The organism is uncultured Intestinimonas sp. (assembly GCF_944387725.1).
Lineage (GTDB): Bacteria > Bacillota > Clostridia > Oscillospirales > Oscillospiraceae > Intestinimonas.
Window position 1 is genome coordinate 1 of the sequence record NZ_CALXGA010000019.1, and the last position, 16,310, is coordinate 16,310.

Genomic DNA, 16,310 nt, shown 5'->3' on the forward strand with positions numbered 1-16,310 from the left:
TGTAGCTTAGGCACGAGATGGAGGGAAAGCCGGACTGGCTGTCCGGCTTTCCTGTCCAAATTTATTGTAATAGGAGGTTTGCCATGTCCCCGCTCTTTGCCCGTCTGCGCGGAAAGAAAAGCGCCGCCCCCTTCTGCACCGCCGTGGTCCCTGCGGCGGGCTCCTCCACCCGGATGGGGGAGGACAAGGTGCTGCTCTCCCTGGGGGACCGGCCGGTGCTTATCCGCACTCTGCTGGCCCTGGAGGCGTGTCCCCTCATCCACGAGATTGTGGTGGTGACTCGGGAGGACCTCATCGTCCCGGTGAGCCAGCTATGCAGGGATTATGCCCTGGAGAAGGTCCGCAGCATCGTAGCGGGAGGCGCCACCCGGACGATCTCGGTGCTCTCCGGTCTCCGGGAGGCCAGCCGGGAGGCTCAGCTCATCGCCATCCACGACGGGGCCCGGCCCTTTGTCACCCAGGAGGTGCTGGAGGCGGTGCTCCGAAAGGCGGCGGAGTGCGGCGCGGCAGCCCCGGCGGTGCCTGTGGCCGATACCATCAAGCGAGCCCGAGACGACTTGGTGGAGGAGACCCTGGACCGGGAGGGCCTCTTCGCCGTCCAGACCCCCCAGGTCTTTGAGGCATCCCTCATCAAGGCCGCCCTTGGGAAGGCGGCGGCGGAGGGGCTCGCCCTCACCGACGACTGCGCCGCTGTGGAGCGCCTGGGCATGACCGTGGCCCTCACCCCCGGAGATCCGGCCAACCTCAAGCTCACCACCCCCGGGGACCTGGCCCTGGGGCTGGGCATTTTACAGGAAAGGGGAGCGCTGCTGTGAGCGCCTTTCGTATAGGACATGGCTATGACGTCCACCGCCTGGTCCCGGGCCGGAGGCTGATCCTGGGCGGGACGGAGATCCCCTTTGACCGGGGCCTGCTGGGCCACTCCGACGCAGACGTGCTGACCCACGCCGTCATGGACGCCCTTCTGGGGGCGGCCGGTCTGGGGGACATTGGAAAGCTCTTCCCGGACAGCGACCCGGCCTATGCCGGCGTCTCCAGCCTGCTCCTTCTGGACCGGGTGGCTCAACGCATCCGGGAGGCGGGCTGGCAGGTGGGCAATGTGGACGCCACCGTCATTGCCCAGCAGCCTAAGCTAGCTCCCTATCTCCCCCAAATGCGCCAGAACCTGGCCCGGCGCCTGGGGGTGCTCCAGGAGCAGATCAATGTCAAGGCCACCACCGAGGAGGGCCTGGGCTTTACCGGCGCGGGAGAGGGCATGGCCGCCCACGCGGTGTGCCTGCTGGAGCGTCTGGATGGATCAGGGAGATAGGAAGGGGATGGGCGTTTTTTCAAGCCGCTGTTTTCCCCAACTGTACCCTGTAGGCGGCTGAAGCGCTTGAAGGTTAAGGGCAGCAGCGAACAAAGACCGCCTGACGGCTTTGTGCGGCGCTGCCCGCCGGGCCGGCCCCTTTTCTCTGTGGCAGCGGAGCAGCTGTGGCATATGCTGGTATGAGGGGAACGGTCCTTCCGCCGTATCCCCGGAGAAAGGAGCTGTGCCATGGTCTACTATCTCATCGTGTGCCGCTCGCTGACCTATGCCCAGCGGACGGCCGCGGTTCTGGAGCGCGCGGGGATCACGGCCCGCATCCTCCGCGCACCGAAAAGCATCGCCGGCGAGGGGTGCGGCTACGCGGTGAAGGTATCCGAGCGCCGTCTTGCCCAGTCGCTGGTGCTCCTCAACCGTGCGGGCCTCCCGCCCAAGGGCGTCTTCATCATGGAGGCGGACGGCAGCTATCGCGAGGTGTGGCTATGATCTATCTGGACGCCGCCGCCACCACCCTGCAAAAGCCAGCCGCTGTGCCCCGGGCCTCGGCCTGGGCCATGACCCACATGTCCAGCCCCGGCCGGGGCGGACACGCCGCCGCCATGCTGGCGGCTGAGACCGCCTTTGCCTGCCGGAAGGCCGCTGCCGGACTCTTCCATGTGGAGGCGCCAGACCGGGTGGTCTTCACCATGAACGCCACCCACGGCCTCAACATTGCCATCCGCTCCCTGGTGAAGCCGGGGGACACCGTGCTCATCTCCGGCTACGAGCACAACGCCGTGACCCGGCCCCTGGCGGCCATCCCCAATGTGACGGTGAAGGTGGCCGCCTCCCGGCTCTTTGCGCCGGGGGCCATCCTGAGCCGGTTCCAGGAGCTGCTCACCCCGGAGGTCTCCTGCGTCATCTGCAACCATGTCTCCAACGTCTTCGGCTATGTACTGCCGGTGGAAGAGCTCTCCGGCCTGTGCCTGCGGCGGGGAGTCCCCTTTATCCTGGACGCCTCCCAGTCTGCCGGGACCCTTCCCGTCCACATGGACCGGCTCCGGGCCGCCTTCATCGCCATGCCGGGGCACAAGGGGCTCTACGGGCCCCAGGGCACCGGGCTGCTGCTGTGCGGCCACGAGGCCGTCCCCCTGCTCCAGGGGGGCACAGGCTCCCTCTCGGCCCAGCAGGAGATGCCGGACTTCCTCCCGGACCGGCTGGAGGCCGGCACCCACAACCTCACGGGCATTGCCGGACTCCTGGAGGGGCTCCACTTTGTCCAGCGCAGGACCCCGGAGGCCATTCTGAACCACGAGCGGACCCTCACCGCCCGGTGCGCCGAAGCCCTCTCCGCCATCCCGGGGGTGACGGTCTACGCCGCCCCCCGGCTCTTCAGCCAGGCGGGGGTGCTGTCCTTCCAGGTGGAGGGCCTGGACTGCGAGGCGGCGGCGGAGCGCCTGGGGGCCCGGGGCATCGCCGTCCGGGCGGGGCTCCACTGCGCCCCTCTGGCCCACCGCTCCGCCGGGACCCTGGAGGCCGGCACCGTTCGGGCCAGCTTCTCCGCCTTCAATACCGCCCGAGAAGCCGAGCTCCTGGCCGGAGCAGTAGCCCAGATTGCCCGGGAGTGAGGCGGGTACGGTTTTTTCCAAGGCGTGCGGAAAAGCGCGGCACTGCGCCATGCGCTTCCGCACGCTTTTTTTCTGCCATTTTCGTAAGAGTTTAGGGAAATTTCATTTGCCGGGTCCTTGCCATTTTCCCGGGGATCAAGTATAATAACAAAATGGGCGGACACCGTTTGACGGCGTGCGCCCAGGAGCACATAACTAAGATGTGGGAGACTTTGGAAATGACTGACTTTTTACAGCGGATGTTTCACTACATCCAGACCTACAACATTTCCATCTGGGACGTGGCGGACATCGCCATCGTGGCCTATGTCGTCTACCGCATCCTGATTCTGGTCCGGCGCAGCCGCACGGCCCAGGTGGCCAAGGCCATCCTGCTGTTGCTGATTGTGCTGGCCGTAGCCTCCTGGCTCCCCCTCCGGGTGGTCTACTTCGTCCTCAGCAATCTGTTGACCATGGGGGCCCTGGCCCTGATCGTGGTGTTTCAGCCGGAGATCCGCCGGTTTCTGGAGCAGCTGGGCAGCAGCAGCCTGGGGGATATGTTCAGCAGGGAGGAGGCCCCCCCGGAGGTGGAGGCGGCCATTGCCCAGACCGTCCAGGCCTACACCTCCCTGTCCAAGGACAAGGTGGGGGCCCTGATGGTCTTCGAGCGGAAGGTTCCCCTGGATGACATCATCAAGACCGGCACGCCTTTGAAGTCCACGGTGAACGCCGAGCTGCTGAAGAATCTCTTCTGGAACAAGGCCCCCCTCCACGACGGGGCGGTCATCGTCCGAAACGGCCATATCGTGGGGGCGGGCTGCGTGCTGCCCCTGTCGGGCAACGTCAACCTCTCCCGGGATCTGGGGATGCGCCACCGGGCCGGCATCGGCATGAGCGAGAACTCCGACGCCGTGGTAGCCATCGTCTCTGAGGAGACCGGCTCCATCTCCGTGGCGGAGAACGGGATGCTCAAGCGGCACCTGGCGCCGGAGACCCTGGAGCGGCTTCTGCGCAACGAGCTTCTGCCCCAGCAGGAACCCACAAAGACCGGAGGAAGGCTCTCCTCGCTATTCAAGTCGAAAAAAGGTGACAAGAACGATGGGGAAAAAACTCACGGAAAATAAAGCCTTCAATATCATTCTCGCCATCCTCATCGCTCTGGGACTGTGGGTTTATGTGACCACCCTGGACACCAATGTGGGAGAGATCACGGTGCGGAGCATCCCTGTGACCGTGGTGGGCGAGGAGGTCCTGGCCAGCAAGGGTCTGATGCTGGACGTGGGTTCCGGCGGCCTGACGGTAAGCGCCAGGGTCAGCGGCAACCGGGACGCCCTGGTGAGCATGGTCATGGACCCCGCCCAGTATTTCACCGCCACCATCAATGTCACCGAGATCGACGAGCCGGGGAGCTACGACCTGAGTTGCACCGTCACGCCGGTCAACTCCCTCTTCAGCCTCAACAGCGTCCAGGTGCTGGACCAGGAAGGGCAGACCGTACGGGTGACGGTTTCCCGCCTGCTCTCCGCCCAGGTCCCGGTCCGGGCCGTCTTTGAGGGGACGGTGGACGAGGCCAACGGCTACCGGGCCAACCCTGCGGAGGTCACCCCCAACACCATCCGCATCCAGGGCCCCGAGGAGCTGGTCAGCCAGGTCTCCTATGCCCAGGTGATCATTACTGGGGAAAACCTCACCAGGACCTACAGCGGGGAGCTGGGCTTCCAGCTCATGACTGAGGACGGGCAGGTGGTGGACGGCGAGGGCATCACCACCAACGTGGATACGGTGAGCGTGGTGCTGCCGGTGGTCAAGACCCTGGAGCTGCCCCTGGCGGTGCAGTTTGTCTATGGAGGCGGCGTAACCGAGGAGAACTTCGACCGCTATGTCACCTATGAGATCAGCCCCTCCACCATTCAAATCTCCGGCGACGAGGCCGACGTGACCCCCCTGGAGGGCTCCTCCATCACCCTGGGAGAGATCGACCTGGCCCAGGTGATTCAGGAGAACCAGACCTATACCTTCCCCATTGAGCTCTCCCCGGAGCTCACCAACGACAGCGGAATCACCCAGGCCACCGTCACCATCACCGTCAGCGGTCTGGAGACCAAGACGGTGGAGACCTCCAACATCCAGATCATCAATAAGCCGGAGGGCTTCACCGCCACCCCGGTGACCCAGACCCTCCAGGTCCAGGTCCGGGGCCCGGCATCCTCCCTGGAGGAGGTGGACGGCTACCAGATCCGGGTGGTGGTGGATCTGGAGGGGGAGACCCTCCGGCAGGCCCAGTTCCCCTTTACCCCCCGCATCTATCTGGACGGGGATGGGAGGTGCGGTGTGGTGCGCTCTGGCACCTCCGGGGGATACATTGTAGTGGTCAACATCCAAGCGGAATAAAATAGGAGAATCGTTATGACACAGACAGCACAAGTGACACAGATCTTTCCCAACGGCACCGCCCAGGTGGCGGTGATCCGCCAGGGGGCCTGCGCCCACAACTGTTCCGAGTGCGGCGGCTGCATGACCGCCGCCCAGCCCACCGTCACCGCCCTGGCCCAGAACTCTGTAGGCGCCCGGGAGGGGGAATTGGTGGTGGTGGAGACCGAGAACGCCCAGCTCATGGGCATCATCGCCTTTGTCTATCTGGTGCCCATGGCCCTGCTCATCGCCGGCTATCTGGCGGCCCAGGCCGCCGGCCTCACCCAGGGCTGGTGTATCCTGGCGGCGGTGGCCGCCTTCGCCGTGAGCATCCTGCTGGTGGTGGCCCTAGACCGGAGCGTCAAGCGGCGCCATGCCCTCCAGTTCCGCATCGTGGCCGTGCAGGAGATCTGATGTTCGGCTATGTGCTCCCCCTTCGGGGAGAGCTGAAGGTCCGGGAGCTGGAGGCCTACCAGGGACTCTACTGCGGCCTCTGCCACACCCTGGGACGGCGGTACGGTTTTTTCGCCCGGTGGCTGCTCAACTATGACTTCACCTTTCTGGCCATGGTCCTCGCTCCGGCGTCGGACCGGCCGGAGCTCCGGCGGCGGCGCTGTGTGGCCTGCCCGCTTCGGGGCAAGCGGGTGTGTACGCCACGGGAGAGCCTGGATCTGGCCGCCGACGAGAGCCTGGTGCTCACCTACTGGAAGCTGCGGGACGCGGTGGAGGACAGCTCCTTTCTGCGGGGTCTGCCGGCCCGGTTCTTCGCGCTCTTTTTCCGGCCGGCCTATCGAAAGGCGGAGGGACGCTGTCCCGGCTTTGCCCGGCAGACCGCGGCCTGCCTGGGAGAGCTCCGGGCCCTGGAGAGCCAAGGGATTGCCTCCATGGACCGGGCGGCGGACACCTTCGCCCGCATCCTGCGGGCCGCAGCCCCCATTACGGGGGACCCGGTCCGGGACCGGGCGGCGGAACAGCTTCTCTACCATGTGGGGCGCTGGATTTATCTGTTGGACGCCTGGGACGACCTGGAGGAGGACCGGCGGCTGGGTGGGTATAATCCCTATGCCGCCCGCTTTCCCGACGGACCGGAGGCGCACCGGGAGGAGGTGCGGCTTACCCTGCGCCACTCGCTGAACCTGGCGGTGTCCGCCTGCAACCTGACCGACTTCGGGCCGTGGAACGGCCTGATCTGGAACATTCTCTGCCTGGGCCTGCCCATGGTGGAGGAGGCCGTCTTCACGGGACAGTGGCGGCAGCTGAAGAAAAAGACGGGGAGAAACAGACATGAACGATCCTTATAGCGTTCTGGGGGTGGACCCCAGCGCCAGTGACGACGAGATCAAGCGGGCCTACCGGGAGCTGGCCCGAAAATATCACCCGGACAACTATCAGAACAACCCTCTGGCCGACCTGGCGGAGGAGAAGATGAAGGAGATCAATGAGGCCTACGAGGCCATCAACAAGATGCGCTCCGGCGGAGGGGGCGGAGGCTACCAGAGTGCCTATCAGCAGTCCGGCTACCGGCAGCAGAGCTCCTACGCCTCCTCCGGCAGCAGCCTGTACGCCCGGGTCCGGCAGTCCATCAACCTGGGGAACCTCTCCCAGGCGGAGGAGCTTTTGAGTACCGCCCCCAGCCAGGACGCCGAGTGGCACTTCCTCATGGGGAGCATCGCCTACCGCAAGGGCTGGCTGGACGAGGCCGCCCAGCAGTATCAGATCGCCTGCAACATGGATCCCAACAATCTGGAGTACCGGCAGGCTTTCAACCTGATGCGGCAGGGAGGACAGGCCTACCGGCCCTATGGCTACGGCGCGGGCGGCATGGACGCCATGGACTGCTGCACCACCATGCTGTGCCTCAACTGCCTGTGCGGCGGGTGCGGACATTAAAGAGATGAGACAGTCTAAAAGCGCCGGAGCCGTGGCCCTGACCGCCCTGCTGACGGCCCTGTCCCTGGTGATCCTCTATCTCTCCGTCCTGGTCCCCACAGGCAGGATGGGCGTGGTGGCCGTGGCTGGGCTTCTGCCCGCCGCCGCCGTGATCTCCGGGGGGCCTGCCGCAGGGGGCCTGTGCTATGCCGCGGCCTCCATCCTGGCCCTGATTCTGCTGCCGGACAAGGGAAACGCCCTGCTGTATCTGCTGTTTTTCGGCCTTTACCCCCTGGTGAAGTATGCCGTGGAGCGGCTGGGGCGGCTGCCCCTGGAGCTGGTGCTCAAGCTGGCCTTCTTCAACGTCATGCTCACGGTGTTCTGGTTCGGACTCCAGGCCATCTTTCTCTCGGCCCTGCCGCCGGCGGCGGCGGACACCGCTCTCTGGGTCCTCTACCCGGCGGGAAATGTGGTCTTTTTGGCCTACGACTTCGGCTTCAGCAAGCTGATTGCCTTTTATGTGGTCCGGGTGGACCAGCCCATGCGCCGGCGACGGCGCTGAATGAACATCCAGGAAAAGAAAGGGGGACTGCCTGTGGTGCGAAGCATGACCGGCTACGGCAGAGGCGAGGCGGTTCGGAATGGGTGCGCCATTACGGTGGAGGTCCGTTCTGTCAATAACCGCTATCTGGACTGCTCCATCAAAATGCCCCGGACCTACCTCTTTGCCGAGGAAGCCCTCAAGAGCCAGGTCCAGGGCAGTATTACCCGGGGCAAGGTAGACGTCTTTGTCACCATTGAGGGGGCGGCGGCCCAGGGGGTCACCATTACGGTGGACCACACAGTGGCCGGGCGCTATCTAGCGGCCCTGGAGGAGCTCAAGAACACCTACCCGGTGGAGGGGTCTCCTACCCTGGAGCTCCTGGCCCGGTTCCCGGACGTCCTCCGGGTGGAGAAGGCCCCGGAGGATGTGGAGGCCGTAGCAGCCGGTATCGGAGCGGTACTGGACCAGGCTCTGGCGGATTTCTCCGTCATGCGGGAGCGGGAGGGGGAGAAGCTCCGGGCCGACATTCTCTCCCGGGCCGAAGCCATCGAGGCCCTGACGGACCTGGTGGAGGCGCAGAGCCCCCGGACGGTGGCCGAGTACCGGGCCCGGCTGGAGGCCAAGCTGACGGAGGTTTTGCAAAACCACCAGTTGGACGAGAGCCGCATTCTCACCGAGGCGGCCATTTTCGCCGACAAGGTGGCGGTGGACGAGGAGACCGTCCGGCTCCGCAGCCATCTCTCCCAGCTCCGGGCCATGCTGGAGCAGGGGGGACCCATGGGCCGGAAGCTGGACTTCCTCATCCAGGAGTTCAACCGGGAGGCCAACACCATCGGATCCAAGTGCAGCGACATCGAGACCTCCCGGCGGGTCATCGACATCAAGGGCGAGATTGAGAAAATCCGCGAGCAGGTCCAGAACATCGAGTAGGGGGGCGGCGGTGTGAAGCTCATCAACATCGGATTTGGCAGTATGGTCTCGGCGGAGCGGCTCATCGCCATCGTCAGCCCGGAGTCCGCCCCCATTAAGCGGATGATCCAGGAGGCCCGGGAGCGGAGCGTCCTCATTGACGCCACCTACGGACGGAAGACCCGGGCCGTGCTGGTGATGGACAGCGATCATGTGATTCTCTCCGCCATCCCCACGGACAAAATGGCCGAGCGCCTGGGAGTCATCGCCGGGGAAGGGCCGGAAGAGGAGGAAATGCTCTCGTGATGATTAAGAAAAAGACCCGCGGCCAGCTCATCGTCCTCTCCGGGCCCTCCGGCGTGGGCAAGAGCACGGTGATCTCCGAGCTGCTGGGTCAGCGGCAGGACATCCACTTCTCCGTCTCCTTCACCACCCGGCAGCCCAGGGTGGGGGAGGCCGACGGCGTAAACTACCACTTTGTGGACCGGGCGGAGTTCGAGCGCATGATCTCCGCCGGTGAGCTGCTGGAGTATGCCGAATATGTGGGCAACTACTACGGCACCTCCCTGAAGGTCATCCAGGAGAAGGTGGCCGCCGGCACCGATGTGCTGCTGGATATCGAGGTCCAGGGGGCCGCAAAGGTCCGGGCCAAGTGCCCCGAGGCGGTGCTGATCTTCATCATTCCCCCCTCCTTTGAGGAGCTCTCCCGGCGGCTGCGTGGCCGCAACACCGACAGCGAGGAGACCATCGCCGGGCGGCTCCGAAAGGCCAGGGAGGAATACAGGCAGATTCCCAGCTATGACTACCTGGTGGTCAACGACAAGGTCTCGGCGGCGGCGGCGGAGATCATCGCCATCCTGCTGGCCGAGGACTGCCGGACCCGGAACCGCCTCCATCTGGTGGACGATATCTGAGGCAACGCCGCACAAAGACCGCCTGACGGCTTTGCACACCATCTGCTGACGCATCTGGCGCACAATCCTTGTGCGGTGTTGCCTCTGACATTTTCAAAGGAGTGTAAGGACATATGATGCTCTATCCCGCAATGAAGGACCTGCTGGCCCAGGTGCCCAGCCGCTACCAATTGGTGAATGTGGTGGCCCACCGGGCCCGTCAGATTGCCGCCGAAGCGGAGGAGGGGGGCTACCCCCTCAGCGAGAAGCCTGTCTCCTTGGCCATCCAGGAGATCGCGGAGGGAAAGGTGGACCTCTCCCTCCCGGAGCAGCCTTGAGCCACGCCTGTCTGGACAGGTCCGCCGGCCCGCCGGGGCTTTGCGGTTCGTGCCGGGGCAGCCGTCCCCGCGACCGAAAGCGCCGGATGGGTTCTGCCCCCGGCGCTTGCCTTTTCCGGTGGAGGGGGCCCGGCCATGGATGAGGTACGGGTGGCCAAGGTTGCCCTGGCGGCGGCCACCTACGCCATCGACAAGCCCTACGACTATCTGGTGGAGGGCGAGCTGTGGGAGCGGGTGGTCCCAGGGGTGCGGGTAATGATCCCCTTTGGGCCCGGAAACCGGCGGACTGAGGGACTGGTGCTGGCGGTGGCCGGGGCTGTCCCAGACAAGAAGCTCAAGTCCATCCTCGCCGTCCTGGATGAGATCCCTGTGCTGGATGCCGGCGGACGAAGGCTGTGCCTCTGGATGCGGGAGCGGTTTTTCTGCACCTTCTACGACGCGGCCCGGGCCATGCTACCCGCCGGACTGTGGTTCTCCCTCCGGGACAGCTACCGCGTCGTCCCCGGTGTGGACCAGGAGGCATCTTACCAGGCGGCGGGCCGATCGGAACACGCCCGGCGTATCCTGGACCTGATCTGGGCCGCCGGAGGAGAGGCCGAGATCGGGCAGATTCGGGATGCCTTTGCCGGAAAGGACCCAAATCCGGCCCTGAAACTCCTGACGGACCAGGGCATCCTCACCCTGGAGACCATCGCCGCCCGGGGCGTGGGGGACAAGACGGAGCAGGTGGCCTCTCTGGCCGTTCCGGCGGAGGAAGCCCTGGCCCAGGCGGCCTCCCGGCGGCGCTCCGCCCCCCAGCGGTACGCCGTGGTGGAGCTGTTGTGCGGCGTGGGCCGGGCCTCGGTCAAGGAGATCTGCTATTTCACCGGGGCTTCCAGCGCCACCCTGCGCGCCCTGGTCAAAAGCGGCCTTATCACCCTGGAGAAACGGGAGGTCTTCCGCCGAGTCCAGGTGGAGGCGGTGGAGCCCGCCCCTCCGGTGGTCCTCAACCAGGAGCAGCAGGCCGCCTTTGAGGCACTGGACGCCCTATGCCGGGCCCCGGAGCCGGCAGTGTCCCTCCTCTACGGGGTGACGGGCAGCGGCAAAACCCAGGTCTATATCCGTCTCATTCAAGCCGCCCTGGAGCGGGGACAGTCGGCCCTGGTCCTGGTGCCGGAAATTGCCCTGACCCCCCAGCTCCTGCGCATTTTTTCCTCCCATTTTGGGGATCACATTGCTGTGCTCCACAGCTCCCTCCGGGCGGGGGAGCGGTACGACGAGTGGAAGCGGGCCCGCTCCGGCGCCGCCCGGGTGGTGTTGGGGACCCGCTCCGCAGTCTTCGCCCCCATGGAGCATCTGGGCCTTCTGATCCTGGACGAGGAGCAGGAGGCTACCTACAAGTCGGAAAACACCCCCCGGTACCACGCCCGGGATGTCGCCAAGTACCGCTGCGCCAAGTGCGGGGGGCTGTTGGTGCTGGGCTCCGCCACCCCCTCGGTGGAGACCATGTATCTGGCCCGGGCCGGGGTTTACCATCTGGTGGAACTGCGCCGGCGCTACAACACCCGGGCCCTGCCGGGGGTCTTCCTCAGCGATCTGAAGGAGGAGCTTCGGAGGGGCAGCGGCGGCGCCATCGGCGGCCTCCTCCGCCAGGAGATCGCCGCCAACCTGGAGCGGGGGGAGCAGGCCATCCTCTTCCTCAACCGCCGGGGGGCCAGCCGGATGGTCTCCTGCGGAGAGTGCGGCGCCGTACCCACCTGCCCCCGCTGCTCGGTCCACCTCACCTACCACTCGGCCAACGGCCGCCTCATGTGCCACTACTGCGGCCACTCCCAGCCCCTGCCGCCGGCCTGCCCGGATTGCGGCGGCGCCCTCCACTTTATCGGCGCCGGCACCCAGCGGGTTCAGGAGGAGCTGGAACAGCTCTTCCCCGGGGTGGAGGTCATGCGGATGGATACCGATACCGTCTCCGCCGCCCACTCCCATGAGGCCATCCTCTCCCGGTTCGAGCGGGAGAGGGTCCCCATCCTGGTGGGGACCCAGATGGTGGCCAAGGGTCTGGACTTTGAGAACGTCACCCTGGTGGGGGTGGTGGCCGCCGACCTGTCCCTCTATGTGGACAGCTTTCGGGCCACGGAGCGGACCTTTTCCCTCCTCACCCAGGTGGTGGGCCGAGCCGGCCGGGGGGAGAAATCCGGCCGGGCGGTGATCCAGACCTATACGCCGGACAACGATGTCATCCGCTTTGCCGCCGCCCAGGACTACGACAGCTTTTACAACCAGGAGATTGAGCTGCGCCGGATGATGGACTACCCCCCCTTTCGCACCCTGTTCGTGCTCATGGCCTCCGGGCGGGACGAGGCCGCCGTGCTCCGGGTGTGCCAAAAGCTCCGGCGCAGTCTGGAGCTCTGGGCGGAGTCCCGCCGGGGTGGGGAAGACTTCCCCCGGCTTCTGGGCCCCGCACCGGCGGCGGTGGCCAAGGTGAACAACCGCTACCGCTACCGGCTCACCCTAATGAGCCCCAATCATAAGGAAGTCCGCTCCATGCTCTCCCAGCTCCTCCAGGCCGTGGGCCGGGACAGGGAGAGCCGGGGCGTGTCCGTCTTCGTGGACGCGGACCCATACGACTAGGAGGATCAACCATGGCTTTGAGAAAGATTTTGACCGACCAGGACCCGGCCCTGCACAAGAAGTGCCGGCCCGTCACCAATTTTGACGGCCGGCTGGGGGAGCTCCTGGACGATTTGCGGGAGACCCTGGCCCATGCCAACGGCGCCGGTCTGGCCGCCCCCCAGGTGGGCATCCTGCGCCGCTGCGTCATTGTGGTGGACGAAAAAGACGAGATGCTGGAGCTGGTCAACCCGGAGATCGTCTGGCGCTCGGAGGAGACCCAGGAGGGCTGGGAGGGCTGCCTCAGCGTCCCCGGCCTCTGGGGAGATGTGGTGCGTCCCGCCCGGGTCCGGGTCCGGGCCCAAAACCGAAGGGGGGAATCCTTCGAGGTGGAGGGGGAGGGCATTGTGGCCCGGTGCTTCTGCCACGAGCTGGACCACCTGGACGGCCATATCTTCACCGAGCTCACTGACCAGCTCTATACCCAGCAGGAGATGGACAAGCTGATGGAGGAGGAGAACCGTTGAACATCCTCTTTATGGGGACCCCGGACTTTGCAGTCCCCTCCTTACAGGCCCTTTTGGAGGCGGGACACGCCGTCTGCGGGGTGTTTACCCAGCCGGACAAACCCAAAAACCGGGGCATGAAGCTCCAGGCAAGCCCTGTTAAGGAATTTGCCCTATCAAAAGAAATCCCCGTGTTCCAGCCGGGAAAACTCCGGGATGGCACGGCCTTGGCCCAGATGCAAAGTCTGGATCCGGAGCTCATTGTGGTGGCGGCCTATGGCCGCATCCTGCCGGAGGACATTCTGAACGCTCCCCCATATGGCTGTATCAACGTCCACTCGTCCCTGCTCCCCAAGTACCGGGGGGCGGCCCCCATCAACTGGGCCATCCTCAACGGGGAGAAGGAGACCGGCGTCACCATCATGCACATGGCCCCTGAGCTGGACGCCGGGGACATCATTCTCCAGCGGTCCACCCCCATCGGACCGGATGAGACGGCCCCGGAGCTCTTCGATCGACTGGCCCAAATGGGCGGGGCGCTCCTGGTGGAGGCCGTGGCCCAGCTCCAGGCAGGGACAGCGCCTCAGATCCCCCAGGACGGGAGCCAGGCCACCTATGCCCCCATGCTGAGCCGGGAGCTCTCCCCCCTGGACTGGAGTAAGCCCGCCCAGGCCCTCCACAACCAGGTGCGGGGGCTGCTGCCCTGGCCCGCCGCCGCTGGAGTGTTCAGTGGGATACGCTGTAAAGTATTTCTGACTGATATTATTGACCATACAACGACTGCGAAACCTGGAACGGTCGTGGAGGCCGGAAAGGGCGGCATCGTCATGGCCTGCGGCGGCGGGAGCCTCCTGCGCATTTTGGAGCTCCAGCCGGATGGGAAAAAGCGGATGGCCGCCGCTGATTTCCTGCGGGGCCATCCCCTGGCCACCGGCTGACAGGAGGAGAGAAAGGAGGCTGGATCCATGACCGGCAGCGCCCGGGAGGTGGCCCTGGTGACCCTGACCGCCTGCGAAAAGCAGGGGGCCTGGTCCGATTTGGCCCTGAAAAAGAACATCCGCGCCGCCGGTCTGGACAGCCGGGATGCCGCCCTGGCCACCCGGCTCTGCTTCGGGGTCCAGCAGAACCGGCTGCTGCTGGACTTTTACCTCAGCAGATTCTCCACGGTGAAGCTAGAGCGCATGGAGCGCCAGGTCCGCAATGTTCTGCGGCTGGGGATCTACCAGATCGCCTTTCTCACCAAGGTGCCGCCCAGCGCTGCCGTCCATACCTCGGTGGAGCTGGCCCGGCGGTACAGCCGGAACCCCAGGAGCCCCGGCCTGGTCAACGGCATTCTGCGCTCCGTGGCCCGAAATGCGGAACGCCTACCCGTCATTGGCGAGCAGAACCCGGCGGCCTATCTCTCCATCCGCTATAGCCATCCCCTTTGGCTGGTCCAGGAATGGATGTCCGTCCTGGGGCCAGAGGAGACGGAGGCCCTCCTGGCCGCTGACAACGGCAGGCCGCCCACAGCAGCACAGGTAAATACAATTCACTTTACAGTGGAATATGTGGTGGAGGCCCTCCGGGCCCAGGGAGTGGAGGCCGCGCTCCATCCCTGGATGCCGGACTGCCTGCTCCTCCGCGCCACTGGGGACCTGGAGGGGCTGGCCCCCTTTCAGGCGGGGGCCTTCTATATCCAGGACCCAGCGGCCCGGGCGGCGGTGCTGGCGGCGGGGCTGGAGCCCGGAATGCGGGTGCTGGACGCCTGCGCCGCCCCCGGCGGCAAGTCCTTTGCCTGTGCCATAGCCATGGAGGACAGGGGGGGGGTCTTCTCCTGTGACATCCACTCCCACAAAATGGCCCTCATTGACGCCGGGGCCCGGCGGCTGGGCCTCACCTGCATCCACGCCGCCGTCCAGGACGCCAAGGCCCGCCGGGAGGGGTGGACGGAGGGCTTCGATCTGGTGCTGGCCGACGTGCCCTGCTCGGGCCTGGGCATCATCCGCAAGAAGCCAGACATCCGCTACAAGGACCCGGCCCCTCTGAAGGGTTTGCCGGCAGTCCAGGGGGACATTTTGGACAATATCTCCGGCTATGTGAAGCCGGGGGGCGTCCTGCTCTACTCCACCTGCACCCTGCTGGAGCGGGAGAACGGGGCGGTGGTGGACCGCTTCCTGGCGGCACACCCAGAGTATGCCCCGGAGCCCTTCGTCCTGCCGGGCCCGGCGGGGGAGGTCCCGGAGGGCCGCCTGACCCTCTGGCCCCACATCCACGACACCGACGGTTTTTTCATCGCCAAACTGCGGAGGCGCCTATGACCGACATCAAATCCATGACCCAGAGAGAGCTGACAGACTGGCTGAAGGAGCGGGGAGAGCCCGCCTTTCGGGCCAAGCAGCTCTTTCTCTGGCTCCACCGAGGGGCCGCCTCCTTCGATGAGATGACCAATCTCTCCAAGTCCCTGCGGGAAAAGCTGGCGGGGGAGTGCCATATCACATGTCCAGAGGTTGCCCGGAAGCAGGTGTCCGCCCTGGACGGCACAGTCAAGTACCTCTGGCGGCTTCAGGACGGAAATTGCATCGAAACGGTTTTGATGCGCTATCATCATGGGAATACTGTCTGTATCTCCTCCCAGGTGGGCTGCCGGATGGACTGCGCCTTCTGCGCCTCCACCCTGGGGGGCAAGGTCCGGGACCTGACCGCCTCGGAGATGCTGGACCAGGTCCTCTTCACCCAGCTGGACTCCGGCCTTCCCATCTCCAATATCGTCCTCATGGGCATTGGGGAGCCTCTGGACAATTTCGATACGGTACTGCGGTTCCTAGAGCTGGTCAACCACCCGGATGGACAGAACATCGGGATGCGCCACATCTCCCTTTCCACCTGCGGCCTGGTGGACAAAATTGACAAACTGGCCCAACATCGGTTACAATTAACCTTGTCTGTCTCCCTCCACGCCCCGGATAACGAGACCCGGAGCCGCATCATGCCGGTGAACCGGGGGGTGGGGGTAGATCGGCTTTTTGCCGCCTGCCGCCGCTACTTCGAGGTTACCGGGCGGCGGATCTCCTATGAGTACGCCATGATCGACGGCGTCAACGACAGCGACCGGCAGGCCGACCTGCTGGCCGCCCATCTCAAAGGGACGCCGGGACATGTGAACCTCATTCCCCTCAACGAGGTGAAGGAGAGCCCCCTGCGGCCCAGCCGCCGGGTGGCGGAGTTTCAGAAGCGCCTGGAGCGTCAGGGCGTCACTGTCACTGTGCGCCGGAGGCTGGGCGGGGACATCGACGCCTCCTGCGGGCAGCTCCGGCGGAAGGCCATGCGGGAAGACACCCTGGAACAGCACACCTGACCGGGGAAGGGAAAGGATTGG

General features: G+C 65.5%; 19 protein-coding genes. All 19 read left to right on the plus strand.

Annotated elements, in window-relative coordinates; translation table 11 throughout:
• Window positions 1-83: 83 nt before the first annotated feature.
• The 19 genes from ispD to rlmN all read left to right on the plus strand — a co-directional run bounded on the left by ispD (window position 84) and on the right by rlmN (window position 16,289).
• On the plus strand, window positions 84-815 hold the full coding sequence (gene ispD, locus Q0K09_RS04545; RefSeq protein WP_294473494.1) for a 2-C-methyl-D-erythritol 4-phosphate cytidylyltransferase: 732 nt from the start codon (window positions 84-86) through the stop codon (window positions 813-815).
• Window positions 812-1,309, plus strand: coding sequence for a 2-C-methyl-D-erythritol 2,4-cyclodiphosphate synthase (ispF, locus tag Q0K09_RS04550; protein ID WP_294473495.1), 498 nt, complete (start codon window positions 812-814; stop codon window positions 1,307-1,309). The genes ispD and ispF overlap by 4 nt, the downstream gene beginning before the upstream one ends.
• A gap of 228 nt (window positions 1,310-1,537) precedes the next feature.
• A complete protein-coding gene (locus tag Q0K09_RS04555) occupies window positions 1,538-1,792 on the plus strand; it encodes a DUF3343 domain-containing protein (protein WP_294473497.1) in 255 nt (84 codons plus the stop codon).
• Entirely contained in the window at window positions 1,789-2,913 is a 1,125-nt protein-coding gene (locus tag Q0K09_RS04560; RefSeq protein ID WP_294473499.1) for an aminotransferase class V-fold PLP-dependent enzyme, read from the plus strand. The genes Q0K09_RS04555 and Q0K09_RS04560 overlap by 4 nt, the downstream gene beginning before the upstream one ends.
• Before the next feature lie 218 nt (window positions 2,914-3,131).
• Window positions 3,132-4,016, plus strand: coding sequence for a diadenylate cyclase CdaA (gene cdaA, locus Q0K09_RS04565; RefSeq protein ID WP_294473501.1), 885 nt, complete (start codon window positions 3,132-3,134; stop codon window positions 4,014-4,016).
• Complete coding sequence (locus tag Q0K09_RS04570; protein WP_294473502.1) at window positions 3,991-5,283, plus strand: CdaR family protein; 1,293 nt, start codon at window positions 3,991-3,993, stop codon at window positions 5,281-5,283. Before cdaA ends, Q0K09_RS04570 begins: the two co-directional genes overlap by 26 nt.
• Window positions 5,284-5,298: 15 nt before the next feature.
• Entirely contained in the window at window positions 5,299-5,718 is a 420-nt protein-coding gene (locus tag Q0K09_RS04575) for a SoxR reducing system RseC family protein (protein WP_294473504.1), read from the plus strand.
• Window positions 5,718-6,605 carry a DUF5685 family protein gene (locus Q0K09_RS04580; protein WP_294473508.1) on the plus strand — a complete coding sequence of 296 codons (888 nt, stop codon included), beginning with the start codon at window positions 5,718-5,720 and terminating at the stop codon, window positions 6,603-6,605. The genes Q0K09_RS04575 and Q0K09_RS04580 overlap by 1 nt, the downstream gene beginning before the upstream one ends.
• Window positions 6,589-7,194 (plus strand): J domain-containing protein, encoded by a 606-nt coding sequence (locus Q0K09_RS04585; RefSeq protein ID WP_294473510.1) that lies wholly within the window; start codon window positions 6,589-6,591, stop codon window positions 7,192-7,194. The genes Q0K09_RS04580 and Q0K09_RS04585 overlap by 17 nt, the downstream gene beginning before the upstream one ends.
• A 4-nt stretch (window positions 7,195-7,198) precedes the next feature.
• Window positions 7,199-7,735 carry a hypothetical protein gene (locus Q0K09_RS04590; RefSeq protein WP_294473511.1) on the plus strand — a complete coding sequence of 179 codons (537 nt, stop codon included), beginning with the start codon at window positions 7,199-7,201 and terminating at the stop codon, window positions 7,733-7,735.
• 33 nt (window positions 7,736-7,768) lie between these two features.
• A complete protein-coding gene (locus Q0K09_RS04595) occupies window positions 7,769-8,647 on the plus strand; it encodes a YicC/YloC family endoribonuclease (RefSeq protein ID WP_294473512.1) in 879 nt (292 codons plus the stop codon).
• A gap of 12 nt (window positions 8,648-8,659) precedes the next feature.
• The gene (locus Q0K09_RS04600) at window positions 8,660-8,932 is read left to right on the plus strand and encodes a DUF370 domain-containing protein (RefSeq protein WP_294473513.1); all 273 of its coding nucleotides are present in this window, start codon (window positions 8,660-8,662) and stop codon (window positions 8,930-8,932) included.
• Window positions 8,929-9,540 (plus strand): guanylate kinase, encoded by a 612-nt coding sequence (gmk, locus tag Q0K09_RS04605; RefSeq protein ID WP_294473514.1) that lies wholly within the window; start codon window positions 8,929-8,931, stop codon window positions 9,538-9,540. Before Q0K09_RS04600 ends, gmk begins: the two co-directional genes overlap by 4 nt.
• Window positions 9,541-9,653: 113 nt before the next feature.
• Window positions 9,654-9,857: a DNA-directed RNA polymerase subunit omega gene (gene rpoZ, locus Q0K09_RS04610; RefSeq protein ID WP_294473515.1), complete on the plus strand. Its 204-nt coding sequence runs from the start codon at window positions 9,654-9,656 to the stop codon at window positions 9,855-9,857.
• A gap of 135 nt (window positions 9,858-9,992) precedes the next feature.
• Window positions 9,993-12,467 (plus strand): primosomal protein N', encoded by a 2,475-nt coding sequence (gene priA / locus Q0K09_RS04615; protein WP_294473516.1) that lies wholly within the window; start codon window positions 9,993-9,995, stop codon window positions 12,465-12,467.
• 11 nt (window positions 12,468-12,478) lie between these two features.
• Entirely contained in the window at window positions 12,479-12,973 is a 495-nt protein-coding gene (gene def, locus Q0K09_RS04620; RefSeq protein ID WP_294473518.1) for a peptide deformylase, read from the plus strand.
• Complete coding sequence (fmt, locus tag Q0K09_RS04625; RefSeq protein WP_294473520.1) at window positions 12,970-13,890, plus strand: methionyl-tRNA formyltransferase; 921 nt, start codon at window positions 12,970-12,972, stop codon at window positions 13,888-13,890. Before def ends, fmt begins: the two co-directional genes overlap by 4 nt.
• Before the next feature lie 27 nt (window positions 13,891-13,917).
• Window positions 13,918-15,252 carry a 16S rRNA (cytosine(967)-C(5))-methyltransferase RsmB gene (gene rsmB / locus Q0K09_RS04630; protein ID WP_294473523.1) on the plus strand — a complete coding sequence of 445 codons (1,335 nt, stop codon included), beginning with the start codon at window positions 13,918-13,920 and terminating at the stop codon, window positions 15,250-15,252.
• On the plus strand, window positions 15,249-16,289 hold the full coding sequence (gene rlmN / locus Q0K09_RS04635) for a 23S rRNA (adenine(2503)-C(2))-methyltransferase RlmN (protein WP_294473525.1): 1,041 nt from the start codon (window positions 15,249-15,251) through the stop codon (window positions 16,287-16,289). Before rsmB ends, rlmN begins: the two co-directional genes overlap by 4 nt.
• Window positions 16,290-16,310: the final 21 nt, after the last annotated feature.

Bases quoted from the DNA above. Each gene is read 5' to 3' on its own strand.
- Q0K09_RS04575 (WP_294473504.1), top strand. From the start codon at position 5,299: ATGACACAGACAGCACAAGTGACACAGATCTTTCCCAACGGCACCGCC.
- Q0K09_RS04580 (WP_294473508.1), top strand. From the start codon at position 5,718: ATGTTCGGCTATGTGCTCCCCCTTCGGGGAGAGCTGAAGGTCCGGGAG.
- ispD (WP_294473494.1), top strand. From the start codon at position 84: ATGTCCCCGCTCTTTGCCCGTCTGCGCGGAAAGAAAAGCGCCGCCCCC.
- priA (WP_294473516.1), top strand. From the start codon at position 9,993: ATGGATGAGGTACGGGTGGCCAAGGTTGCCCTGGCGGCGGCCACCTAC.
- rsmB (WP_294473523.1), top strand. From the start codon at position 13,918: ATGACCGGCAGCGCCCGGGAGGTGGCCCTGGTGACCCTGACCGCCTGC.
- Q0K09_RS04555 (WP_294473497.1), top strand. From the start codon at position 1,538: ATGGTCTACTATCTCATCGTGTGCCGCTCGCTGACCTATGCCCAGCGG.
- rpoZ (WP_294473515.1), top strand. From the start codon at position 9,654: ATGATGCTCTATCCCGCAATGAAGGACCTGCTGGCCCAGGTGCCCAGC.
- Q0K09_RS04560 (WP_294473499.1), top strand. From the start codon at position 1,789: ATGATCTATCTGGACGCCGCCGCCACCACCCTGCAAAAGCCAGCCGCT.
- Q0K09_RS04590 (WP_294473511.1), top strand. From the start codon at position 7,199: ATGAGACAGTCTAAAAGCGCCGGAGCCGTGGCCCTGACCGCCCTGCTG.
- Q0K09_RS04585 (WP_294473510.1), top strand. From the start codon at position 6,589: ATGAACGATCCTTATAGCGTTCTGGGGGTGGACCCCAGCGCCAGTGAC.
- rlmN (WP_294473525.1), top strand. From the start codon at position 15,249: ATGACCGACATCAAATCCATGACCCAGAGAGAGCTGACAGACTGGCTG.
- cdaA (WP_294473501.1), top strand. From the start codon at position 3,132: ATGACTGACTTTTTACAGCGGATGTTTCACTACATCCAGACCTACAAC.
- Q0K09_RS04570 (WP_294473502.1), top strand. From the start codon at position 3,991: ATGGGGAAAAAACTCACGGAAAATAAAGCCTTCAATATCATTCTCGCC.
- def (WP_294473518.1), top strand. From the start codon at position 12,479: ATGGCTTTGAGAAAGATTTTGACCGACCAGGACCCGGCCCTGCACAAG.